Genomic DNA, 22,383 nt, shown 5'->3' on the forward strand with positions numbered 1-22,383 from the left:
ATGACCCCACCTCGTTTAACCTCTTCTCGACAGCCGCTGCGGCTGCTGCAGGATCGCGTGGCCACCGGGTTAATCACCGCTGGCGGCGTGGGTGTGCTGCTGGCAATTCTGGCTATCGGCATCTTTTTGGTGTGGGAAACGCTCCCGTTGCTGGCGATTGGCGATACCTTAGCGCTGGCTAAGCTCTCTCCTCTGGCGTGGGGCACCCTCAAAGCCGCGTTAGCCGCGCTGCTGTTCGCCATTCCCGTTGCCTTGGGGGCAGCCATTTACTCAGCGCTGTTTATGTCTGCGCGCCTGCGCTCGCGGATCAAACCCGCGCTCGAAATGATGGAGGCTATTCCCGGGGTGGTGGTGGGCTTTATTGCCGGGCTTATTTTGGCACCCTGGGTAGAGCGTCATCTCGCCAGCGCTTTAGTGCTGATCATTTGGCTGCCGCTTAGTGCCGCGCTTGCCGGCATGTTCTGGCAGTTGGCCAAAACACGCCTACGCCGCCGCTTACCGCTCTCCTGGGCGGGCCTCTGGCTCGTTCCCTGGCTCGCTATCATGGTGGGGATAGCACTATGGCTCGCGCCCTGGATGGAGCAGCAGTGGTTAGGCGGTGATCTACGCCAGTTACTCGACCAGCGCTACGGCATGGACTACGCCACCCGTAACGCGCTGATTGTCGGCATTGCCATGGGCTTTGCCGTTATCCCCAGTATTTACTCACTGGCGGAGGACGCGCTCGCCGATGTGCCTTCGTCCTTAATAGAGGGCGCCCAGGCGCTGGGGGCCAGCCGCTGGCAGGCGCTGTGGAAAGTGGCGCTGGTGGCAGCGGGCCCAGGTATCTTCTCAGCCGTAATGATTGGTGCGGGCCGGGCGGTGGGCGAAACCATGATTGTGCTAATGGCCAGCGGTAATACCGCCCTGTTTAGCGCCAGCCCCTTCGAAGGCATGCGCTCTATGGCCGCGGCTATTGCCATCGAGCTGCCTGAAGCGTCACCCGGTGGCCAGACCTACCATTTACTAATTTTGGCCGCCCTGGTGTTGTTTATATTCACGTTTCTGGTCAACACCCTCGCCGAGGTCGTTCGCCAGCGTTTGCGCCGTCGCTTCCGCCAGATGGGGGGCACATTATGACCTCTGCGACCTCTGCGACCCCCGCCACCTCTCGCCGCCTTCGTTTTAGACGGGTAAATGATGTATGGCCCTGGCTTTGCGCGGCCAGCGTAGCGCTCTCACTGCTGATGCTGGGCGCCTTACTGACGCTACTACTAGTCCGCGGGCTAGGGCACTTCTGGCCCGCCACGCTGGAAGAGGTCACCCTTGACTCGGGTGACACCTTTGCGGGCCAAGCCGTACGTGAGGTCGCGCTACCCCAGCAGGAGGGGAATGAGCGCCTCTACTTTACCGGCAACCAGGATATAGAGGGTGTTCGCTGGCGCTGGGTGGCGATTGATGACATTGCCGAGCGCGCCCAGCCAGACGATCTTATTCGTCTTAATCGCAGCCCCTGGGGCGACTTTATTGGCCGTTTGGTGGCCATTGAGCAGCCTGATCAACGCTGGGAGGGGGACGCTGCCTGGCAGCGATTAAACGCTTTATTGGCACTTCCCGCCAACCAACGCCAAGATAGCCAACTGCTGCTTACCACCGTGGACGGCCAAACCCTGCGCCAGCCGCTGGCCAGCGTGGTGAGTGCTCAGGCTCCCAATGCCATGAGCGTGTGGCAGAAAACGCTCGCCTGGGGGGATGCGGTTTGGCGGTTTCTGAGTGAGGGCCCACGGGCCGCCAATACCGACGGTGGCGTCTGGCCCGCGATATTTGGCACGATGCTAATGGTGATTTTAATGTCGGTGATGGTGACCCCGTTTGGGGTGCTGGCCGCCATTTATCTCAATGAAATCGCTCACCAGGGGCGGTTGACCCGGCTGGTGCGCATTGGTGTGCGCAATCTCGCGGGCGTTCCGTCGATTGTGTATGGCGTATTTGGTTTGGGCGTGTTTGTTTACGGCATCGGCGGCTCGCTGGATGAGTGGTTTTTCAGCGATACGCTGCCCTCACCCACGTTTGGCACCGGCGGCCTGCTATGGGCGTCACTTACCCTGGCGCTGCTGACCCTGCCGGTGGTGATTGTGGCCACAGAGGAGGGGCTAGCGCGGATTCCCGAAGCTCAGCGTGAAGGAGCCGTGGCGCTGGGCGCTACGCGCTTAGAAATGCTCACCCGCATCGTGCTGCCCATGGCGGCCCCCGCTATGCTGACGGGGGTCATTTTAGCGGTAGCCCGCGCAGCCGGCGAAGTGGCGCCGCTGATGCTGGTTGGCGTCGCTAAGCTGGCGCCTCAAATGCCCATCGATGGTGAGTTTCCTTACCTACATTTAGAGCGCAAGTTCATGCACCTTGGCTATCATTTATTTGATACCGCCTTTCACGGCGAAGATGTGCAGTCCGCCATTCCGTTGGTTTACGCCACGGCGCTACTTTTAGTGTTGATTGTGCTGGTGCTTAACCTAACTGCCATATTTCTGCGTCATTATCTTAGGCGTCAACGGGGAAACGAATGCTAGCGTCATTACATTCAGCCAATACCTCTCAGGCACCAGTGGCGCACTTTTCGTCTGAACACAGCTGCCTGAGTATTGATCACCTTAGCCTCGCCTACGCGGGGAAAGAGGCGTTGCGCGACTTAACCCTCAGCGTTCCGCGTCATCGTGTAACGGCCTTCATTGGTCCGTCAGGCTGCGGTAAGTCGACGTTATTACGGGCGATTAACCGCTTGCACGACCTCAATGAATCGGTAACCCATAGCGGTCAGGTCAGGCTGGAAGGGCAAGATATTCATGACCCGCAAATGAATGTGACCGAGCTACGGCGGCGTGTCGGGATGGTATTTCAAACGCCCAACCCCTTTCCCATGTCAATTTATGAAAACGTGGCCTTTGGCCTGCGACTGCAACAGCGCCTTCCCAAGCGCAAAAGAGACGACATTATTGAGTGGGCATTAACATCCGCCGCCTTATGGGATGAAGTAAAAGATCGCCTGCATCGCTCCGCCTGGCAGCTTTCCGGTGGTCAGCAGCAGCGTCTGGTAATTGCCCGCACCTTAGCAGTTCAGCCCGACGTGCTGCTACTTGATGAACCTGCGTCCGCGCTCGACCCGATTTCAACCCTCAAAATTGAGGAGCTGATCCGTAACCTCAAGTCGGAGCTGACGCTAGTACTGGTCACCCACAATATGCAACAAGCGGCGCGTGTATCGGATTACACCGCCTTCTTGCATCAAGGTGAGCTGGTTGAATACGGGCCTACCGATCAGGTCTTCACCAACCCCCGTTTGCAACGCACCGAAAACTACATCACCGGCCGGATCACCTAGGCCTTAGCGACTGAAACGTCAGGAGTGCTCCATGGATATTACGAGCGATACCCACAGCCAGCATATCTCTCGCCAGTTCAACCAGGAGCTGGAAGAGCTGAAAACCCACCTGATGGCCATGGGCGGCCTGGTGGAAAAACAAGTGCAGGATGCTGTCTTTGCCCTACTGGAAGGCGACACCCGCTTAGCCGAGCAGGTGCGTGACAATGATCGTCAGGTCAACGATCTGCAGCTGCAAATCGACGACGAATGTACCCGCGTACTGGCGCGCCGTCAGCCTGCAGCGTCCGATTTACGCTTGGTACTGGCCGTCATCCGTGCCACCTCAGACTTAGAGCGCATTGGCGATGAAGCCAGCAAAATCGCCCGCAACGCACTGTTACTGAGCGAAAACACCAGCACCATTCGTGGCTTGGTGGAGGTGCGTCACATTAGCGAGCACGTACGTAAAATGCTGCGCGATGCGCTCACCGCCTTTGCCCGCTTTGATACCGACCTGGCTATGCAGGTCGTGCGCGAAGACGAGCTGGTTGACGACGAGTACAGCAGCGCTATGCGCTCGTTAATGACCTTTATGATGGAAGATTCGCGCTCGATTACGTCAGTGCTCAGTATCATGTGGGTACTACGCGCTCTGGAACGGGTAGGCGACCACGCCGACAACCTCGCTGAGTACGTGGTCTATCTCGTCAAAGGCCTGGATATTCGCCATAGCGACACCGACGACCTGGATCCGAAGGTGCTAAAAAAGTCTTGACCTGATAGGGGTTTCCTCCTGCAATACGTCCAGGCTGCGGCCTGGACGTTTGAATCACGAGGAGCTCACCCAACATGCTGGATGCTGTCACTGCGCTTAGCCGAGGTACACGCTGTGTGTATCAGCCGGGTATGCGCCGCTATATTTTTCTGCCGATTCTCGTCAACCTGATTGTCTATGTGAGTATGTTCAGCTTTGTCCTCAACCGCTTCGATGGCTGGTTGGCTCACTGGATGAACATGGTGCCCGCCTGGCTCGATTGGCTGACGTGGCTTATCTGGCCCCTGTTCGTGATTAGCCTGTTAGTAGTGGTGTTTTTTACCTTTACGCTGGTTACCAGCCTAATTGCAGCCCCTTTTTACGGCTTTTTGGCCGCCAAAGTTGAAATCCAAGCCACCGGCCGTGAACCGCTTGATGACCGAAATCTGACCAAAACAGCCATCGATGCCATCGGTCGCGAGTTCGTTAAGCTCGCCTATATTCTGCCGCGTGCTGCGGGCCTGTTTGTGATTAGCTGGATTCCTGGCGTGAATTTAGTTGCCCCATTACTGTGGGGGCTATTTTCTGCCTGGGTGATGGCCATCACTTATTTGGATTACCCAATGGATAACAACAAGGTGACGTTTACCGATATGCGTCAACGGCTCTCTAAACGCTGGTGGCAAAGCCTCAGTTTTGGAGGTCTGGTCACGCTCATCACCTGGATCCCTCTGGCTAATCTATTTCTAATTCCCGGCGCCGTAGCGGGTGCCGTACTGCTCTGGGATGACCATTACAGAGACGTACGTGGCATCACGCCGCAGTAGACGCTTATTACCCAGGCTACGTCACTTTGCTACTTTTACGTTTTGCTCGTCTATCCTGAACTCAATCAACAATAAAGGAATAAATGCATGTTAAAACCGATGGCTTGGCTGGGTGGCGTACTTTTGATTGGCGCCATGTCTATTTCGATGGCGTCTATGGCGATAGCCCACGACGTACAAACAGACGCTATGCGTATCGCCCACCCCTTCGCGACACCCACCCCGCCAAGTGCTGTCAACGGCGCCGCCTACGTCGATATCACCGCCCTTTCAGACCCCGTTACCCTGGTTGGCGCAAGCAGCCCTGTGAGCAGCAACGTTGAGCTGCACGAGATGCAAATGGACGGCGATATGATGCAGATGCGGCATGTGGAAGAGATTCGTATCGAGGCTGGGGAGACCTACACCATGCGTCCTGGTGGCGGCTTTCACTTAATGTTGATTGGATTAACGGAGCCGCTAAAAGAGGGTGAGCAATTCCCCCTCACGCTCACCTTTGCTGAACAAGGTGATGTGGACATAGAGGTCTGGATCCAAAGCGCCCAGGAAGGCAGCAAAGCAGCTGATGGACACCATCACCATTAGTGGCTGGGGCTGTTGTCGCTTATAAAAAACTAGACCCCGCAACAGCGGGGTCTAATGACACTATGCTTTGACAATGACTAACGCTAGCTTCCTTTCCTTTTGCGGGACTCCAACCTTGGAATTTAACCCTCACCAGCGCTCTGATTGTCGTTTGATTCATTCCTTGAATCGTCGTGCATCCGTATCGGTGTGACATGCTTTCGCATGTTTAACTTGCACTACAATCGTAATGTATTTCTTCATAATTGCAAACTTTTGTTACCAAACGTTTCTATTACCTTCAGCATGTGTCAAATTTTTTCTGTGTATTCCGCATGAGCACTAGTGCGACGCGTACTCTACCTGAATAAATACGTCTCATAACCGAAGGCAAAAACCTAGGCAGGTTTAGAGAGAAACGAGAAAAATGCTGGATAAGAGAGAGGGAGAGTAAATGTGGGGAGAATAGTAGGTAGCAAAAAATTAGGCCCCGCTAGGGGCCCCGATATCAGAATTGGCTACAGATAATGACTAACGCTAGCTTCCACTCCTTGTGCGGGACTCCAACCTTGGAATTTACCCTGACTAACGTTCTGATTATCTATTGATTCATCCGTGAATCGAGAAAACATCCTTGCCTTCGCAACATCCTGTTGCTGGCATCTTCGTCCTACGAAGAAGCATTCAATGATATCTAAAAAGGTAAAAATATTAGATGTCGCTGTTTTTTCCTGAACAACATCATCTGTGTCGTAATGCGTCCTTATCTAACTATATGCATCAAGCATTCCAAACAACCATAATAAAAATAAAATGGTTTAAAATCAATAATTTATTTAAAACGAACTTGTGCCAAAAATAGCTTTAATTACCAAAATACGTCGCCCAACACTGTGTAAAAATGGCACATGCGAAAAATCTCACCAATCTTGCATGCCAATATTGCACACTTCTACAAATGTTGTGCGGCGGGATGGTAAATTAAACAAGACGCGAGGAGGGGAAGGCGCAGCGAAACAGCGCGCCCTTGCCGGGGTGAGACTCAATTTGCAGCTGCGCATCGTGACGCAACAGCACATGTTTAACGATCGCCAGGCCTAAGCCTGTGCCGCCAGTCGCAGTGCTGCGCCCCTTATCGACACGGTAAAAACGTTCAGTTAGGCGAGGAATATGAACAGGATCAATCCCTTCACCGTTATCTTCCACCTCAATATAGCCGCCGCCAGTAGCGCTAGCTTTCCAGCGCAGTGTGATTTGGCTGCCTGCTGGCGTGTAGCGAACCGCATTAAAGGCGAGGTTAGAGACGGCGCTGCGAATTTCCTGTTCACTGCCCAACAGCCGCGCATCGCTCTCAAGCGCCACGGTAATGGTATGACGCTGATGCGACAGGGCCAGCGCATCATCACACACGCTTTTTAGTAAAGGCTCGAGCGACAGCGGATGATGATCTTTACCGCCCTGGTCGATCTCCAAACGCGAAAGCAACAATAAATCGTTGACCAGATTCTGCATCCGCTGGGTCTGTTCCTGCATTTGTTGGATGCTGCGACCCAATCGTGGCGGAAGTTGATCAGCAATATCGCTGTAGGTTTCCAAATAGCCCGAAAGGACGGTCAGAGGAGTGCGTAGCTCGTGGGAGACGTTGGCGACAAAGTCACGCCGCATCTGCTCAAGGCGATGCAAACGGGTAATATCCCTGGCCATCACCAAGCGCTCGTCGTCACCGTAAAGGGTAATTTGATACTGCAGGATGCGCCGTTCATCAATGGGAGAAATGAGCGTTAACGGCTCACTGTAGTCACGCGCATTAAAGTAGCTAATAAAACTAGGGTCGCGCAGCAGGTTGGTAATGTGCTGACCACGGTCGTGGGCGGTTTGTAGCCCTAGCATGGCGGTAGCGGCGCTGTTCCACCACTCCAGGTCTCCGTGGCGGTCAAGCATAACCACGCTATCGCGCATTGCTTCAGACGACTCTTGAATACGCGCCAAGGTAGCGCGCAGACGGCTCTGGGTAATGCGCTGACTTTTTTGATAGCGGTATAAACGATCGAATAGCTCGCCCCACATTCCGCTGGCGGCAGGCGGCTCATCGTGAGGATGGAGGGTGAGCCACCGATAGAGTTCGCGTAACTGTCGCAAGTGGTAAAACAGGCATCCCGAAAGCCCTGCCGCGAGCCCCAGCCCTGCCGAGCCCAATAGCCAGCCTAGGCAAGTGCCCAGCGTGGCCAGCCACGCTATTCGCCACAGCTCACGACTCCATAAACGCACACTTACACCCGTGCAGAGAAACGGTAACCGGTACCCCGAACCGTTTGAATCAGGTTTTGATGCACATCACCCAGCGCTTTACGCAAGCGGCGAATATGCACATCGACCGTACGCTCTTCAACGTAAACATTGCCACCCCACACTTGGTCAAGCAACTGGCTGCGTGTGTAAGCGCGCTCTTGATGGGTCATAAAAAACTGCAGCAGACGGTACTCGGTGGGGCCCATTTCCAGCGCTTTGCCGTGGGCGCTTACCCGATGGCTCACCGGATCAAGCAGCAAACCGTTAATCTCAATCGGGTCTTCAACGCCACGCGGGGTTGCGCGACGCAGCACCGCCTTTAACCGAGCCACCAATTCCCGAGGTGAAAAAGGCTTGGTGATATAGTCATCTGCACCGGCTTCAAGCCCTTGAATTTTATTATCCTCTTCGCCTTTGGCGGTGAGCATAATAATCGGTATTTCGGCAGTGGCTTCTTCACGCTTTAGGCGTCTCGCCAGCTCAATACCGCTAGTACCGGGCATCATCCAGTCCAGCAGTAGCAGGTCGGGTTGATGGTCGACCACCATGGCATGAGCATCCTGGGCGTTGTCCGCTTCGAGCACGCGATAGTCAGCCATTTCCAGCGCGACCGCGATCATCTCGCGAATCGACGCCTCGTCATCGACAATCAGAACGGTCTTGGCGGTCATACCAGAGCCTCACGGTGTTCGAAAAAACTAGTTCAACGAAAGCGAATTCAAAGATAAAAGTTCAATGACATGTCAGTGACGATAACACCATGACTTGATGACAATTATATGACATTCATAGAAATTAGCCCGCCGCAGGCCACCAACTTAGCGCGATACCGGCAAAAATCAGCAGGCCCGACCAGTGATTATTAAGAAATGCCTGGAAGCAGGGATCCCGCTCCTGATTGCGAATTAAGCGCTGCTGATGCAGAAAAGTCGCCGCCATTGCCGCAAGCCCTAGCCAGAAGAAACCACCTAAACCAACCCGCCAGCCTACCCAGGCCAGCAATCCCAAGGTGGCTAGCTGGAGTAAGCCGATAATCAAACGGTCCGCATTTCCAAACAGCACGGCCGTTGATTTAATACCAATTTTTAAATCATCGTCGCGATCGACCATGGCGTACTGGGTATCGTAAGCCACTGTCCAACACACGTTAGCGCAGAACAGCAACCATGCTTCCAGCGGCACGTAGCCCAGCACGGCGCCAAAAGCCATCGGAATCGCCCAGGAAAACGCAGCGCCCAGCACCACCTGAGGAAAGTGGGTATAACGCTTCATGAACGGATAAATAATCGCCAGCAGCACCCCGCCCAACGAGAGCAGCACCGTAAACCAGTTGGTCAGTAATACTAGAATAAACGCAGCGGCCACCAGGGCGATAAACAGTAACTGGGCTTCGGTTTCGCTGATACGGCCTGTCGCTAGGGGACGATGCTTAGTGCGCTTCACATGGCCGTCAAAGTGACGGTCAGCATAGTCATTGACCACGCAGCCCGCAGCCCGCATCACATAAACTCCGGCCACAAAAATCAGCAGCACATTTCTCCCTGGTACACCTTCCGCAGCTACCCATAGTGCCCACAGGGTCGGCCACATCAAAAGCCATGTGCCTATCGGCCGATTCAAGCGCATTAGCTGTAAAAAGTCTGCCACGCGAGCCCATCCCTTCGGCCGCAACAGTGAACGATCCATGCTTACCTCACGAAGAATAAGATGCAGGCGCTAGCCTAGCGCGAAGGCAGGCCAAGATCATCCGCCATCGCCCCCAAAAAATACTCTTGCACTAATAACGACAGGCAGCCGTGATAAAAGACGGAGCGCCTTCCCCAGGCCCAACTCCCATCTATACCATTCACGCTAATAAAATGCGGGGGTTGCTTCGTCGCTTCTAACGGCCCACGAACTAAATCTGGCTGTCGAAATAGCCAACTGCCTAGCGAGCGCTCGCCCAAACTCTCCAAACGCTGGCCCTTTAGCTGCGTGAGGGGGGCGACCGAGCGTGCCACCACCCACGGTGTTTCATCCAAGCACAGCGCCACTTCCCTCAGCCAAGCGTAGCGCTTGGCGCCAATGCCTAGCGCCTGAGCCTCATCCTGGCGCGGCCAGCCGACACCCTGTCTTAGCAGCCGTACTCGAAACGGCTTCTCGCCACCCGCGGCCATTAAGCGGGCGGTTAACGAGTCGGTGGAGGCAACCCACTGCCACCAGGGAGCACTCATTGCAGGCCGCGCCGCATCAATTGGGCGCCAGCGGGAAAATAGAGGAGTTTGCCGATAAGCAGCAGCCGTCACCGAGTTCTCCAGGGCAATTAACGGGTTGGCTAGTGTAACATGGGCACTGAAAGGCTTTTGTTTCAGCTACTTTTTTAACGATTCGGTTTAGCGCCTCTTTTTTCGCAACTTTTTTTGGTGTCTGCATGCCCGCAACCCAAACACAGAAAACGTCTTCTCACGCTGCGCTGGTGATTATTGGCACTGGCATGGCTGGTGTTGGCCTTGCCCGTGCATTGCGGCGCCTGGGCGACCAACGCTCAATCACGCTGGTAAGCGCTGACAGCGGCGATGATTACAGCAAGCCGTTGCTCTCCACCGGCTTCGCCAAGGGCATCGCGCCCGAGCAATTAGCCCAGCGTAGCGCTGCTGAACTAGGCGAAGAGCTAAATGCCCAGATGGTTATCCACACCCAGGTAGACGCACTGGATGTGGATAACCAAGCAATTCTTCTTGAAGACGGCATGCTGCTCGGCTACGACACACTGGTGCTGGCCACCGGCGCTGCACCACGGTTGCCCTTCAGCATTGAGCCCAGCGTAGCCCCACGCTGCTTTACCATCAACGACTTAGACGACTACCGCCGCTTTCACATGGCGCTAGACCACGGCCCAGCACGGGTGGCGATTATTGGCGCGGGGCTGGTCGGCTGTGAATTTGCCAACGACCTTCACGCTGGTGGTCATCACGTCAGCGTCATTGCCCCCGAGGGAAGCCTGCTTCCCCGCTTGCTGCCACCGCCCTTAGGGAACGCCCTGGGCGATGCCTTTAGCGAAGCAGGGATCCACCTTCACCTTGGCCGTTCGATTGATTCCATCGCGGCCGAAAACGGCGAAGACATCGTATTACGTCTGGATAACGGCGGCACCGTCTGCGCTGATCTCGTGCTGATGGCAACCGGCCTTGCCCCTCGTACGGCGCTTGCCGAAGCGGCTGGTTTAAGCGTCTCGCCTAGCGGTATAGTCGTTGACCGCCAGTTGCGTACTTCGCACCCCAATATCTACGCTCTGGGCGATGCGGCCTGCGTGGAGGGCGTTAATGCTATGTACGTTCAGCCCTTGCAAGCCAGCGCTAAGGCGCTGGCGGCAACCCTTTCAGGCTCGCCCACACCGGTTAGCTTTGGCGCTTGGCCGGTAGTGGTTAAAACGCCGCTGCTGCCAGTGGTGGCCTACCCGCCAACCACCACGCCCGAACGCTGGAGAATTGAAGGCGAAGGCGTTGATATCAGTGCCTTGGCTGAAAATAAAGACGGACGTTTGATTGGTTTTGCGTTGACAGGCGGCTGCGTGAGAAGGAAAGTGGAGCTTTCCAGAGCAGCGCCTGCGCTGCTAGGCTGATTTTCGTCGCGTTCACGACTAGGCTAGAGAAGCTAACCTAATCGGCTACGCACCCAACAACATGCATTTGTTTGATGTTTGATTTCTTTTAAAAAGGGGAGATTCCTTATGCGCAAACCTGAACTCGCTGCAGCCATCGCTGAAAATGCCGACCTGTCCAAAGATAAAGCCGGCCAAGTGCTGAACGTTATTCTGGACGAGATCACCAACAGCGTTGCTAAGGGCGAAGACGTTGCTCTGATTGGTTTTGGCACCTTCACAGTACGTGAGCGCGCAGCCCGCACCGGCAAAAACCCCCAGACCGGTGCTCCGCTGCAAATTCCGGCTAGCAAAAACGTTGCCTTTAAGCCAGGCAAAGGACTTAAGGACGCCGTTTCCTAATGAAGCTCAAGCTGACGCTGTGGCTGCTGGGCGTACTGCTCAAACGCGCCCTGCGCCGCAAGCCGCGCTTTCGTGAACAGCTAGAACGCATGCGCGGCCTGGATTGGGGAATTGCCACAGAAGATCTAAGTATTGCCCGCCACTACCGGATGACACCGAAAAGTGTCAGTACCGGCAAAGGGCTGCCCGTGGACTTAGATCTTGAGCTACGCTTCCGTGATCAGGATACCGCCTTGAAAGTGCTCAAAAAGCCAACCCAGCAGGCCTTTCTCGACGGCATGATGAACGGCGACGTGCGCTTGGTGGGTGATTCCGCCGATATGAATAAGCTGCAAAAACTACTCAAGTATTTGTAGCTTTTACCCGCCACGTAAATGTGGCGGGATTCCCCTTCAAGATCCCCTTTCAATGAGCCTCGACTTCTGCCTACCCTTTATTGGCTGCTTTCTACCGTCACTTAAAAACAACCACCGCTTTAAGCCTACACACTAAGCATTTATACTAAAGTCTAATAATTACCCATAAGAGCCTCTATGCCCATTTCTTTGCCGCTGCGGCGCCTTTGGACCCTGGATAAATTCGCCTACAGCCTGCGCGTTTTTATAGCGTTCAGCGGTGCGCTGCTGTTCAGCGGTTTAATGGGCAATGTAGCGCTGGTTATTCCGCTTTTTCTGGGCATTATCGCCTGTGCGCTGTCTGAAACCGACGACAGCTGGCAAGGCCGTTTCCAAGCGCTGCTGGTAACACTCGTGTGTTTTACCTCGGCGTCATTTATTGTGCAGTGGCTGTTTCCCTGGCCGTGGCTGTTTGTTGTGGGGCTAGGGCTTTCGACCTTTACCCTGATAATGCTCGGCGCTATCGGTCAGCGTTACGCCACCATCGCTTCAGGCACGCTAATACTGTCGATCTATTCGATGATCAATATCGAGCAGCACGGCGGGGTGGATGAAGACGTGGCAGCGCGCCAACTGCTGCTATTGGCCGGAGCGGTGTGGTACGGGGTCATCTCCATAGTGTGGTGCGCGCTGTTTTCGCGCCAGCCGGTCAAGCAGAGCATGGCACGGGTGTATAAAGCGCTAGGCGAGTTCCTGATACTGAAATCGGCGCTGTTTGAACCGGTGCGCGGTGTCGATGTGGAAGCGCGTCGGGTGGCTTTGGCGCGCCAAAACGGCAAAGTTGTCGCTGCGCTCAATCAAGCTAAAGAGATGATTTTCAGGCGCTTAGAGGGGCAGCGCGGCGACCAAAAACTCAACCGCTACCTACGCATCTACTTTATCGCACAGGATATTCACGAACGCGCCAGCTCCACTCACTACCCCTATAGCGCGCTCAGCAAAGCCTTTTTCCACCATGATGTGCTGTTTCGCTGTCAGCGGCTGCTGGATCAACAGGGGCGCGCTTGTCGCCAACTGGCCAAATCGCTGCTGCTCAATCGTCCATTTGACCACCAGCAGAGCGAAGAAGCCCTGGCCGACTTACACGCCTCGATTGAGAACCTGCGTGACCGGGGTAAGCCCGAGTGGCGCCCGCTGCTGTACCCCCTAAGCGCTCTAGCCGACAACTTAGCTACCCTGGAGAACCAGCTCGCCAGCGCCCACAATCCCGGCGTCAGCGATGAGCGACGCGACAGTTCGCTATATGACCGCTCACCGTCAAGTTTACTGGAAGCATGGAAGCGGGTGCGCCTGAATTTTACCCTTGGCTCCCCCACTTTTCGCCATGCGGTGCGGCTCTCCATTGCCCTAATGACCGGTTACGGGCTAATGCAGTGGATCGACCCCGAGCAGGGCTTTTGGATTCTGCTGACCACGCTGTTTGTCTGCCGACCCAATTTTGCGACGACGCGGCGATTTTTGTCCCAGCGGATTATGGGCACGGTACTGGGCCTTACAGTGGGGTGGGCGTCGATCAGCCTCTTTCCGCACCCGCTAGTGCAGAGCATGATCGCCGTGGCCGCCGGAGTTTCCTTTTTCGCCAACCGCGAAAAACACTACGTCATCGCCACCGCTTCCATCACCCTATTGGTGCTGTGCAGTTTCAACCAGGTAGGCGATGGCTTTAACCTGATCTTGCCACGTCTGCTCGATACCTTGATTGGCTCACTGATTGCGGGCTTAGCGGTGTTTTTTATTCTGCCCGACTGGCAGGGCCGCAGGCTTTATCGCGAAGCCGCCAACGCGCTCAATAACCACCGCCGCTACCTGGATGAGATTATCCACCAGTACGAGGAGGGCAAGCAGGATGATTTGGCCTATCGCCTAGCGCGGCGCAATGCCCATAACGCCGACGCAGCGCTCTCCACCCTGCTCACCAATATGCTCCATGAGCCGGGGCACTACCGAAAGCAGGACGCGGACAACGGGCTGCGCTTTTTAGTGCTCTCCAATACTCTGCTCAGCCATCTCTCTGCACTGGGCGCTCATCGCCACCAGTTGGCAGACGATGAAGATGACGCCACGCTGGTGCCGGTATCAAAACGCATCGGTGAGCTGCTGGGACAGATCGCCGAGCGATTAAACCAGCGCCAGCCGGTTGAACCACTCACGGATCAAGCTGCCGAGTTATTAGCCCAGCTAGAAGAGAAAAGTGCGCTATCAGCAGATGAAAAAGCCGTTACGCTCTACCGTCCTATCCAAAGCCAACTGCGACTTATTACCGAGCAGCTCTCCCCGCTGGGTGAGGCCGCCAATCGATTGGTGGGAAGCGAAGAGCAGACACTAAGCGCTCCCACTTCAACTGCTTAAACCTGCCCGTAGCGCCCTGCTGCTTCGCCTAGCCAGCGGCGCACCAGCACGGCGGTGACGTCGGAGTTACCTTGCAGGGTTTGCGCCATGGCGCTGACTCGTTCCAGAAGGTCGGCATCGCGCTCCAGGTCGGCGATTTTCATCTGCGCCAGGCCGGTTTGGCGAGTGCCGAGCACTTCGCCGGGGCCGCGGATTTCCAGGTCTTTCTCGGCAATGCGGAAGCCATCGGTGGTTTCGCGCATGACCGCCAAACGTTGGCGGGAGCTTTTCGACAGCGGCGGGTGGTAGAGCAGCACACAGAAGCTTTCCGTGCTGCCGCGGCCCACGCGGCCACGTAGCTGGTGCAGCTGGGAAAGCCCCAGGCGCTCGGGGTTTTCGATAATCATCAGGCTGGCGTTGGGTACATCGACCCCCACCTCGATCACCGTGGTGGCCACCAGCAGATCCAGTTCACCTGCTTTGAAGGCGGTCATCACCTCGGCTTTCTCGCTCGACTTCATCCGCCCGTGAACCAAGCCCACCGCCAGCTCGGGCAGCGCTATGGTTAGCTCGTCGCGGGTGACCTCGGCGGCCTGGCACTGCAACACCTCTGATTCATCGATCAGCGTGCACACCCAGTACGCCTGACGGCCTTCGCTGCAGGCCAGCCGAATACGCTCAACCACTTCTGGGCGGCGTTCGTCGGGCACGACCACGGTTTTTACCGGCGTGCGGCCGGGGGGTAGCTCGTCGATCACCGAGACATCCAGATCCGCGTAGGCGCTCATGGCCAAAGTGCGGGGAATCGGCGTGGCGGTCATAATCAGTTGGTGCGGAGTTAGTCCGCCCGCCTCGCCTTTCTCGCGCAGCGCCAGGCGCTGATGGACGCCAAAGCGGTGCTGCTCGTCAATGATCGCCAATCCCAGGCACTGGAAGTGCACATCGTCCTGAAACAGAGCGTGGGTGCCCACCACCATACGCGCGCGCCCATCGGCAATTGCCGCTTTGGCATCCAGCCGCGCCTTGCCTTTGAGCTTGCCCGCCAACCACGCCACTTCGATACCCAGCGGCTCAAACCAGGCTTTAAACGAGCGGTAGTGCTGCTCGGCGAGGATCTCTGTGGGCGCCATGATCGCCGCCTGACAGTTGCCCGCCAGGGCGCTCAGCGCGGCCATGGCGGCGACCACGGTTTTTCCCGAGCCGACATCGCCTTGAATCAGCCGCAGCATCGGCGCCGGGCGGCTTAAATCGTGACTGATCTCCTCCAGCACGCGGCGCTGCGCGCCGGTTAAGGCAAATGGCAGTTGGGCCAAAAAGCGCGCCTGAAGACTGCGCCCGGAGGGTAGCGTCGGTGCGCCATCCGCCTGAATACGCAGGCGAACTTCACGCAGGCTTAGTTGGTGGGCGAGCAGCTCCTCCAGCGCCAGCCGCCGAGTGGCCGGGTGCTGACCGCTGGTCAGCTGTTCTAGATTCACATCGGGAGGCGGCTGGTGCAGCAAGTGCAGGCTGGCATGCAGGCCCGGCAGTTGAAAGCGCGTGAGAAGCGCATCGGGTATCACGTCGGGCAAGGCTTCAGGGGCGTTGTCCAGTAAACCGAGCGCCTGCTGCGCCAGGGCGCGTAGTCGCGGCTGGTTCAAGCCTTCGGTGGTGGGGTAAATAGGCGTGAAATACTCCTCCACCGGGGTTTCGCTCCCACCGCTTAATCGATACTCAGGGTGATAGATCTCTAAACCGGTCGCCCCAGCTCGCGCTTCACCAAAAGCCCGCACCGTGGCACCGGGGCGCAGCTGTTGCTGCTGGGCAGGCGAGAAGTGAAAAAAGCGCAGGCTCAAAATACCGCTAGTATCTCGCAGGCGCACCAGCAGGCTGCGGCGGCGCCCTTTGACCACGTCGCAGGCGGTCACTTCGCCCTCGATCACCGCCTCCTGCCCCGCGCGCAGCAGGCCAATAGGCGTCAGCCGCGTGCGATCCTGATAGCGCAGCGGCAGGTGAAACAAAAGGTCGCTCACCCGCTCGATTCCCAAGCGGCCAAGTTTCAGCGCCAGCGCTTCGCCCACGCCCTTCAGCGCGGTTATTGGCGCGGAGAGATCGCTCATGGGGCGCTTTTCACAGCTTTGGCAGGTTGTCGGCAATGACTGATCGCCTGAATCAGCGCCTCGATGGCTTTGGGGCGGGGAAAGCTCGCCCGCCAGGCAATCGCCACAGTGCGCGACGGCGCTGGATCAACGAAGGGCCGACTGACCAGCATGGCATTTTCATATTGATCAGTGCCCAGCGCGGACTGCGGCAGCACCGTGATTCCCAATCGAGAGGCCACCATATGGCGAATGGTTTCCAGCGACCCGCCTTCGGCGATCAGCGTATTGTTGGGGCTGTTGAGCTTTTGGGTAATCGCCGGGCAGGCTTCAAGAATTTGATCCCGGAAACAGTGACCTTCGCCAAGCAGCAGCAGGCGCTCTTCGAGTAGGTCCTCTTTATTGATCGCTTCCCGCTCGACCCACGGATGATTGGCGGGAATGAGCACTTCAAAGGCTTCGTCGTAGATCGGCTTGGTCACTACATCGGTTTCGGTAAACGGCAGTGCCACAATAATCACATCCAGCTCGCCGCTTCTAAGCTTGGCGCGCAGCGTACCGGTCATGCCCTCTTCAATATACAGCGGCATCTGCGGTGCCGCGTTCGCCAGGGCAGGCACCAGATGCGGAAACAGGTAGGGCCCAATGGTGTAAATCGCCCCAATGCGTAGCGGGTTAGCCAGCTGATCTTTACCCGCACTGGCAAGCTCAAAAATCAGGCTGCTCTGCTCCAGCACACGCTGGGCCTGGGCGACGATTTTTTCACCCAGCGGAGTAACCTGGACGGTGGACTTGGAACGCTCGAATAACGGCGTTTCGAGCTCCTCTTCCAGCTTTTTCACCGCCACCGAGAGCGTGGGCTGTGAAACGTGGCAGCGTTCTGCCGCGCGGCCAAAATGACGCTCCTGGGCAAGGGTTACGATGTAGCGAAGTTCTGTTAAAGTCATAGCGGTGCCAGTGGCATCCTCTCGTAGCAGCTCGTAACTAAGGTTTATATAAAAAGCTAGGGTTTGTATAAAAATAGTGTTGTATGCAAGACCTAGTATCATGACAGTCAGCGGGATGGAAAAGGACAAGCAAGCTCTGCCGTCGGTTTTCTCACCCGACAATGTCACGGTTCAATGTAATCGTTGATAGAGACTTTGCATCTAATAGGGAATATTAATCAAGAGGAGTGAGCACGGTGAAGCTAACCGTACTGATTATCGGCTGTGGCGATATAGGGATCAACCTTGGGCGCGAACTGCTCGAGGAAGGACACCAGGTGATTGGCCTGCGCCGCAACGTGGAAGCCTTAAAAGGCACCGGCATTAAACCGCTAGCATTGGACCTGGATAGCCTTGAGGACGCCGATGCCAAAAGCCTCCCCCAGGCTGACTATGTGGTTTATACCGTCAGCGCTGACCATTTCGATGAGAGCGCCTATCAAAGCGCCTACCCTGGGGGCTTGAAGCGCGTGCTGAGCGTAATGGAGCAGCACAAAACGCCGCCGCGTCGGGTGTTTTTTGTCTCATCGACCAGCGTGCATGGCCAGCAGGAGGGCGAAGTCGTTAACGAAGAGAGCCCGACCGACCCCACGAGCTTCTCTGGCACGCTGATGTGCGAAGCCGAACAGGCGTTGATCAATCACCCCCTGCCCGGCACCGTCATTCGCTTTTCAGGTATTTACGGCCCAGGCCGCGATCGGCTGATTCATCAGGTGGCTGAAGGCCGCGTGGCTGCGATCACCCCGGTCATTTACTCCAACCGTATCCACCGCGACGACTGCACCGGCATTATCGCGCACCTAATTCGCTATCAGGAGAGCGGTGAGACGCTGGCGGATATCTACTTGGGTAGCGACTGTGAGCCCGTTACCATGCACAACGTAATGATGTGGCTCGCCGAGCAGCTTAAAGTCGAAGCCACCGAGACCATGCAGTCCCCTTTACGTCGGCGAACGAGCAAACGCTGCGATAACCAGCGCCTATTGAGCACTGGTTACCAGTTCCGCTTCCCCAGCTACCGCGAAGGCTATGCACAGGTACTTAAAGAGGGCGGCTTTTTAGAACTAAATAAAGCCTAGTCACCGATGACCATCACCGCTTCCGCTTCCACTTGGCTGCCTTTGGGCAGCGCTTTCACGCCAACGGCGGCGCGGGCAGGGAAAGGAGCGGTAAAGAACTCCTCCATGACTTGGTTAACAATCGCAAAGTTATCCAAGTCCACCAAGTACAGATTTAGCTTCACGATATCGCTTAGCGAACCCGCCGCTTCTTCACACACTGCCTGCAGGTTGGTGAAGACTTGGCGCGCCTGCGCTTCAAAATCCTCAGACACAATCGCCATGGTCGCGGGATCCAGCGGGATCTGTCCGGAAAGATACACCGTGTTACCTGCTTTAATGGCCTGAGAGTAAGGGCCAATAGCAGCGGGGGCTTTGCTGGTGTTGATAACAGCTTTATTGCTCATGCGAGGTCTCGCTCCTGTAATGGGTAATACTTAATTATTTGAAACTGAAAAATAGTGATCGCTGCCGATTATTTATCAGCATGTCGTTATATACGGTGTTAATTAGCGAGTCGGGTAATTTTGCCCACGTTGGGGAGATTACGAATACGTTTGATAATCCGCGCCAAGTGCACCCGGCCTTTCACCGACAGGGTCAGATTGACGGTGGAAAGGCGGGCATCGCGCTCTTCGATGCCAATCCGCTCAATGTTGGCATCGGCATCGGTAACCAGCCCGGCAAGCTCTGCGACCAACCCGCGACGGCTCTCAATTTCGATACGTAGCGCGACCGGGAAGTCTTCATCAATGGTGTCCGACCACTCCAACGCGAAGAGCTTATCGGGGTCGTTTTTATCGGCGAAGTTCTTATCAACAACGTTTTTACACTCAGCGCGATGCACCACCAAGCCTTTGCCTGTGGAAAGGTGGCCCACCACGGGGTCGCCCGGCAGCGGATGGCAACAGCGCGCAAAGTTAATCACCATGCCCTCGCTGCCGCTGATCAGGACAGCTTGGTTGCCTTCCCCGCCTGCAGAGTGTTCATAAGTATCGCCATGCGCCGCAGCTACTAAGCGGCGTGCCACCACGTGCGTCATGCGGTTGCCCAGCCCGAGCGATTCCAGCAGTGACTCCTCAGAAGAGACATCCAACTCTTTGAAGGCGCGCTTAAGAGCGCTCTCATCCAGCTCTTCCAGGCTGGTATCGAATGGCGCCAGCGCCTTATTGAGTAATCGCCGGCCCAACATGACCGCTTCGGTCTGCTGCTGATATTTGAGCGCGTGGCGGATTGCCGAACGCGCCTTTGCGGTGGTGACAAAATTAAGCCAGGCAAGATTCGGGCGCGCACCGGGGGCAGTGATAATTTCCAGCGTCTGGCCGCTCTCTAAGCGCGTCGAGAGCGGCGCCAAATGCCGATCAATCCGGCAAGCGATGCAGTTATTGCCGATGTCCGTGTGCACGGTGTAGGCGAAGTCGATCACGGTGGCGCCCTGGGGCAGCTCCATAATGTCGCCTTTAGGCGTAAACACGTAGATATCGTCGGGGAAAAGATCGTTTTTAACGTGTTCGATAAACTCTAACGAATCGCCTGCGTGACGCTGCATTTCGAGCAGCCCTTTCACCCAGGCGCGAGCGCGGGCGTGGCTGCCTTCGGCAATCGGGTGCGACGTTTGCCCCGCCTTATAAAGCCAGTGGGCAGCGATGCCGTTATTGGCCATGGCCTCCATTTCACGGGTGCGTATCTGCACCTCGATGGGCATACCGCGGGAGCCAAACAGGGTGGTATGCAGGCTTTGGTAGCCGTTGGCCTTGGGAATCGCAATATAGTCTTTAAAACGCCCAGGCACCGGCTTATAGAGGTTATGCACCACGCCTAAAATTCGGTAACAGCTGGCCACGTCTTCGGTAATGATGCGGAACCCGAACACATCCATGATTTCAGCAAAGGGCTTACGCTGGTCGCGCATCTTCTTATAGATCGACAGTAGATGCTTTTGACGCCCAATCACCGTGCCATTCAGGCTATCTTCATCCAGGCTTTTTTGCAGCGAAGACTGTATTTCGCGCATAGCGCTGCGCCGATGTCCCCGCGCACTGGCAACGGCGCGTTTAATACGCTCCGAGCGCATAGGATGAATCGCTTGAAAGGAGAGATCCTCAAGCTCAATACGAATCGTATTGATACCCAGCCGCCCAGCGATGCGTGCGTAAATTTCCAGCGTCTCACGGGCGATGCGGCGTTTCTTGTCCGGACGCAGGGCGCCCAGAGTGCGCATATTATGCAACCGGTCGGCCAGCTTAACGATGATGACGCGAATGTCCCGCGACATCGCCAGCACCATCTTTTGAAAATTTTCCGCCTGGGCGACGGCTTTGTCTTCAAAGGTGATTTGGGTAAGTTTGGATACCCCGTCTACCAGTTCGGCTACCGGTTTACCAAACTGAGCCTCAAGGGCCTTTTTGGAAACGCCTGTGTCTTCGATAACGTCGTGCAGCATGGCAGCCATCAAGCTTTGATGATCCATGTGCATATTGGCAAGAATATTCGCCACCGCGAGCGGGTGGGTGACATAAGGCTCGCCGGAACGCCGACGCTGGCCGTCATGGGCCTGCTCAGCGTAGTAAAAGGCGCGTTTGACCTGCTGGATTTCATCCGAGGGTAAATAGCCGCCAAGTCGGTCGGCCAGGTCATCAATGGTGAACATCTACCGCGCCTCTATCGGTTTCGTTGAAAACGTTAGTCGTCGATATGGGTAGGCGCCATAGCCGGGCGCGGACGGACAGCGGCTTCAACGGGTTCGTCTAGTACGGTGTGATCAACCAGGCCTGCGGCAATTTCACGCAGCGCCATCACCGTAGGCTTGTCGTTTTCCCAGGGCAACAGGGCATCGCGGGAGCCGCGCGCCAGCTGACGAGCACGCTGGGTGGAAATCATCACCAGCTTAAAGCGGTTTTCAACGTGATCTAGACAATCTTCAACGGTTACGCGAGCCATGGGAGCCTTCCTGTTATGACGGAACCGGGCCGACACCGTTTTAGAGTTGAAAAACGGCGTCGACCCAGCGAAAAAAGATGTAGAACCGAATAGATTACTCGACCGTAGGCGCCTGTGACAAGAGCGCGGCCAACAGCGGCGCGTGGCGCTCGCTCATTACCGGGCGACTTAAGCGACGGCTGATCACCAAGGACTGTAACTCCTGCAGCGCCGTGGTGAAGTCATCATTAATAACGAGGTAATCATATTCGTGGAAATGAGACATTTCACTCACCGCATCGCGCATGCGCCGGGCAATCACCGCGTGCTCATCGGTGCCGCGGCTAGCGAGGCGTCGCTCCAGCTCTTCGCGGGAGGGCGGTAGAATAAAAATCGACACCGCATCCGGCATTTGTTCACGAACCTGCTGAGCGCCCTGCCAGTCGATTTCCAGAATGACGTCCTGCCCCGCTGCCAGCAATACCTCTACTGCTTGGCGCGAGGTGCCGTAGTAATTATCAAATACTTTGGCATACTCAAAGAACTCCCCCCGCGCGATCATCGCTTCAAACTCGGCTACATCGGTGAAATGATAATTGACGCTATTCACCTCACCCTCGCGCTTGGCACGCGTAGTGTGCGACACCGACACTTGAATCCCATCCAGGCTTTCGATTAGCTCGCGCACCAAGCTAGTCTTGCCAGCACCTGAGGGGGCAGAAACGATAAACAGCGTACCTTGGGACATGAAGTACTTTCCCTTCAGTTAGCGAAAATAAGTAGCGGAAAACGTAGTAAACACGAGTAGAGCGACTGCAGCAGAGCAATAAAGCTGCGCAGTATCGCACACCCTTCGCTACGACTGTAGC

21 protein-coding genes are annotated in these 22,383 nt (G+C 56.2%); 11 read left to right on the forward strand and 10 right to left on the reverse strand.

The annotated features are described in order from the left end of the window. The 6 genes from QHL1GM_RS12570 to QHL1GM_RS12595 all read left to right on the forward strand — a co-directional run bounded on the left by QHL1GM_RS12570 (nt 1) and on the right by QHL1GM_RS12595 (nt 5,503). A complete protein-coding gene (locus QHL1GM_RS12570) occupies nt 1-1,119 on the forward strand; it encodes an ABC transporter permease subunit (RefSeq protein WP_071694787.1) in 1,119 nt (372 codons plus the stop codon). Further along, a complete protein-coding gene (gene pstA / locus QHL1GM_RS12575) occupies nt 1,116-2,546 on the forward strand; it encodes a phosphate ABC transporter permease PstA (RefSeq protein WP_071694788.1) in 1,431 nt (476 codons plus the stop codon). Before QHL1GM_RS12570 ends, pstA begins: the two co-directional genes overlap by 4 nt. After that, entirely contained in the window at nt 2,540-3,355 is an 816-nt protein-coding gene (gene pstB, locus QHL1GM_RS12580; protein WP_071694789.1) for a phosphate ABC transporter ATP-binding protein PstB, read from the forward strand. Before pstA ends, pstB begins: the two co-directional genes overlap by 7 nt. A gap of 31 nt (nt 3,356-3,386) precedes the next feature. After that, nucleotides 3,387-4,112, forward strand: a complete 726-nt coding sequence (gene phoU, locus QHL1GM_RS12585; RefSeq protein ID WP_071694790.1) for a phosphate signaling complex protein PhoU — start codon at nt 3,387-3,389, stop codon at nt 4,110-4,112. A 74-nt stretch (nt 4,113-4,186) separates the two neighbouring features. Continuing rightward, nucleotides 4,187-4,918: a sulfate transporter CysZ gene (gene cysZ, locus QHL1GM_RS12590; protein WP_071694791.1), complete on the forward strand. Its 732-nt coding sequence runs from the start codon at nt 4,187-4,189 to the stop codon at nt 4,916-4,918. 87 nt (nt 4,919-5,005) lie between these two features. Then, nucleotides 5,006-5,503, forward strand: a complete 498-nt coding sequence (locus QHL1GM_RS12595; RefSeq protein ID WP_071694792.1) for a copper chaperone PCu(A)C — start codon at nt 5,006-5,008, stop codon at nt 5,501-5,503. Between the two features lie 960 nt (nt 5,504-6,463). Here the strand turns inward: QHL1GM_RS12595 and phoR are convergent. The 4 genes from phoR to QHL1GM_RS12615 form a co-directional block, all read right to left on the reverse strand. After that, the gene (gene phoR, locus QHL1GM_RS12600; protein ID WP_071694793.1) at nt 6,464-7,750 is read right to left on the reverse strand and encodes a phosphate regulon sensor histidine kinase PhoR; all 1,287 of its coding nucleotides are present in this window, start codon (nt 7,748-7,750) and stop codon (nt 6,464-6,466) included. Nucleotides 7,751-7,752: 2 nt separating this feature from the next. Further along, complete coding sequence (phoB, locus tag QHL1GM_RS12605; protein ID WP_007112280.1) at nt 7,753-8,442, reverse strand: phosphate regulon transcriptional regulator PhoB; 690 nt, start codon at nt 8,440-8,442, stop codon at nt 7,753-7,755. A 124-nt stretch (nt 8,443-8,566) separates the two neighbouring features. Continuing rightward, on the reverse strand, nt 8,567-9,457 hold the full coding sequence (gene ubiA, locus QHL1GM_RS12610; protein ID WP_071694794.1) for a 4-hydroxybenzoate octaprenyltransferase: 891 nt from the start codon (nt 9,455-9,457) through the stop codon (nt 8,567-8,569). A gap of 35 nt (nt 9,458-9,492) precedes the next feature. Continuing rightward, nucleotides 9,493-10,056 carry a chorismate lyase gene (locus QHL1GM_RS12615; RefSeq protein WP_071694795.1) on the reverse strand — a complete coding sequence of 188 codons (564 nt, stop codon included), beginning with the start codon at nt 10,054-10,056 and terminating at the stop codon, nt 9,493-9,495. 125 nt (nt 10,057-10,181) lie between these two features. Between QHL1GM_RS12615 and QHL1GM_RS12620 the strand changes: the two genes are divergently transcribed. The 4 genes from QHL1GM_RS12620 to yccS all read left to right on the forward strand — a co-directional run bounded on the left by QHL1GM_RS12620 (nt 10,182) and on the right by yccS (nt 14,497). Beyond that, nucleotides 10,182-11,372, forward strand: a complete 1,191-nt coding sequence (locus QHL1GM_RS12620; RefSeq protein ID WP_071694796.1) for an NAD(P)/FAD-dependent oxidoreductase — start codon at nt 10,182-10,184, stop codon at nt 11,370-11,372. Between the two features lie 108 nt (nt 11,373-11,480). Next, on the forward strand, nt 11,481-11,753 hold the full coding sequence (locus QHL1GM_RS12625; RefSeq protein WP_071694797.1) for an HU family DNA-binding protein: 273 nt from the start codon (nt 11,481-11,483) through the stop codon (nt 11,751-11,753). After that, entirely contained in the window at nt 11,753-12,109 is a 357-nt protein-coding gene (locus tag QHL1GM_RS12630; protein WP_071694798.1) for a hypothetical protein, read from the forward strand. The genes QHL1GM_RS12625 and QHL1GM_RS12630 overlap by 1 nt, the downstream gene beginning before the upstream one ends. A 177-nt stretch (nt 12,110-12,286) precedes the next feature. Beyond that, entirely contained in the window at nt 12,287-14,497 is a 2,211-nt protein-coding gene (yccS, locus tag QHL1GM_RS12635) for a YccS family putative transporter (RefSeq protein ID WP_071694799.1), read from the forward strand. Here the strand turns inward: yccS and recG are convergent. Continuing rightward, entirely contained in the window at nt 14,494-16,572 is a 2,079-nt protein-coding gene (gene recG, locus QHL1GM_RS12640) for an ATP-dependent DNA helicase RecG (RefSeq protein ID WP_071694800.1), read from the reverse strand. The genes yccS and recG overlap by 4 nt on opposite strands. Further along, nucleotides 16,569-17,498 (reverse strand): hydrogen peroxide-inducible genes activator, encoded by a 930-nt coding sequence (locus tag QHL1GM_RS12645; protein ID WP_064232362.1) that lies wholly within the window; start codon nt 17,496-17,498, stop codon nt 16,569-16,571. Before QHL1GM_RS12645 ends, recG begins: the two co-directional genes overlap by 4 nt. A gap of 236 nt (nt 17,499-17,734) precedes the next feature. On the opposite strand from QHL1GM_RS12645, the gene QHL1GM_RS12650 reads away from it, so the two are divergent. After that, entirely contained in the window at nt 17,735-18,616 is an 882-nt protein-coding gene (locus tag QHL1GM_RS12650; RefSeq protein WP_071694801.1) for an SDR family oxidoreductase, read from the forward strand. On the opposite strand, the gene QHL1GM_RS12655 is transcribed toward QHL1GM_RS12650, so the two are convergent. The 4 genes from QHL1GM_RS12655 to gmk all read right to left on the reverse strand — a co-directional run bounded on the left by QHL1GM_RS12655 (nt 18,613) and on the right by gmk (nt 22,262). Further along, entirely contained in the window at nt 18,613-19,002 is a 390-nt protein-coding gene (locus tag QHL1GM_RS12655; protein WP_022521094.1) for a RidA family protein, read from the reverse strand. The genes QHL1GM_RS12650 and QHL1GM_RS12655 overlap by 4 nt on opposite strands. A 98-nt stretch (nt 19,003-19,100) precedes the next feature. Next, nucleotides 19,101-21,245, reverse strand: a complete 2,145-nt coding sequence (locus QHL1GM_RS12660) for a bifunctional (p)ppGpp synthetase/guanosine-3',5'-bis(diphosphate) 3'-pyrophosphohydrolase (RefSeq protein ID WP_071694802.1) — start codon at nt 21,243-21,245, stop codon at nt 19,101-19,103. Nucleotides 21,246-21,277: 32 nt separating this feature from the next. Further along, nucleotides 21,278-21,535: a DNA-directed RNA polymerase subunit omega gene (gene rpoZ, locus QHL1GM_RS12665; RefSeq protein WP_071694803.1), complete on the reverse strand. Its 258-nt coding sequence runs from the start codon at nt 21,533-21,535 to the stop codon at nt 21,278-21,280. 94 nt (nt 21,536-21,629) lie between these two features. Continuing rightward, on the reverse strand, nt 21,630-22,262 hold the full coding sequence (gene gmk / locus QHL1GM_RS12670) for a guanylate kinase (protein ID WP_071694804.1): 633 nt from the start codon (nt 22,260-22,262) through the stop codon (nt 21,630-21,632). Between the last annotated feature and the right edge of the window lie 121 nt (nt 22,263-22,383).

This window comes from Halomonas sp. QHL1 (genome assembly GCF_001882345.1).
GTDB lineage: Bacteria > Pseudomonadota > Gammaproteobacteria > Pseudomonadales > Halomonadaceae > Vreelandella.

What these genes read in the sequence shown, in the direction of transcription:
- QHL1GM_RS12570 (WP_071694787.1), top strand. Translation starts at nt 1, where the DNA reads ATGACCCCACCTCGTTTAACCTCTTCTCGACAGCCGCTGCGGCTGCTG.
- pstA (WP_071694788.1), top strand. Translation starts at nt 1,116, where the DNA reads ATGACCTCTGCGACCTCTGCGACCCCCGCCACCTCTCGCCGCCTTCGT.
- pstB (WP_071694789.1), top strand. Translation starts at nt 2,540, where the DNA reads ATGCTAGCGTCATTACATTCAGCCAATACCTCTCAGGCACCAGTGGCG.
- phoU (WP_071694790.1), top strand. Translation starts at nt 3,387, where the DNA reads ATGGATATTACGAGCGATACCCACAGCCAGCATATCTCTCGCCAGTTC.
- cysZ (WP_071694791.1), top strand. Translation starts at nt 4,187, where the DNA reads ATGCTGGATGCTGTCACTGCGCTTAGCCGAGGTACACGCTGTGTGTAT.
- QHL1GM_RS12595 (WP_071694792.1), top strand. Translation starts at nt 5,006, where the DNA reads ATGTTAAAACCGATGGCTTGGCTGGGTGGCGTACTTTTGATTGGCGCC.
- phoB (WP_007112280.1), bottom strand. Translation starts at nt 8,442, where the DNA reads ATGACCGCCAAGACCGTTCTGATTGTCGATGACGAGGCGTCGATTCGC.
- ubiA (WP_071694794.1), bottom strand. Translation starts at nt 9,457, where the DNA reads ATGGATCGTTCACTGTTGCGGCCGAAGGGATGGGCTCGCGTGGCAGAC.
- QHL1GM_RS12620 (WP_071694796.1), top strand. Translation starts at nt 10,182, where the DNA reads ATGCCCGCAACCCAAACACAGAAAACGTCTTCTCACGCTGCGCTGGTG.
- QHL1GM_RS12625 (WP_071694797.1), top strand. Translation starts at nt 11,481, where the DNA reads ATGCGCAAACCTGAACTCGCTGCAGCCATCGCTGAAAATGCCGACCTG.
- QHL1GM_RS12630 (WP_071694798.1), top strand. Translation starts at nt 11,753, where the DNA reads ATGAAGCTCAAGCTGACGCTGTGGCTGCTGGGCGTACTGCTCAAACGC.
- yccS (WP_071694799.1), top strand. Translation starts at nt 12,287, where the DNA reads ATGCCCATTTCTTTGCCGCTGCGGCGCCTTTGGACCCTGGATAAATTC.
- recG (WP_071694800.1), bottom strand. Translation starts at nt 16,572, where the DNA reads ATGAGCGATCTCTCCGCGCCAATAACCGCGCTGAAGGGCGTGGGCGAA.
- QHL1GM_RS12645 (WP_064232362.1), bottom strand. Translation starts at nt 17,498, where the DNA reads ATGACTTTAACAGAACTTCGCTACATCGTAACCCTTGCCCAGGAGCGT.
- QHL1GM_RS12655 (WP_022521094.1), bottom strand. Translation starts at nt 19,002, where the DNA reads ATGAGCAATAAAGCTGTTATCAACACCAGCAAAGCCCCCGCTGCTATT.
- QHL1GM_RS12660 (WP_071694802.1), bottom strand. Translation starts at nt 21,245, where the DNA reads ATGTTCACCATTGATGACCTGGCCGACCGACTTGGCGGCTATTTACCC.
- rpoZ (WP_071694803.1), bottom strand. Translation starts at nt 21,535, where the DNA reads ATGGCTCGCGTAACCGTTGAAGATTGTCTAGATCACGTTGAAAACCGC.
- gmk (WP_071694804.1), bottom strand. Translation starts at nt 22,262, where the DNA reads ATGTCCCAAGGTACGCTGTTTATCGTTTCTGCCCCCTCAGGTGCTGGC.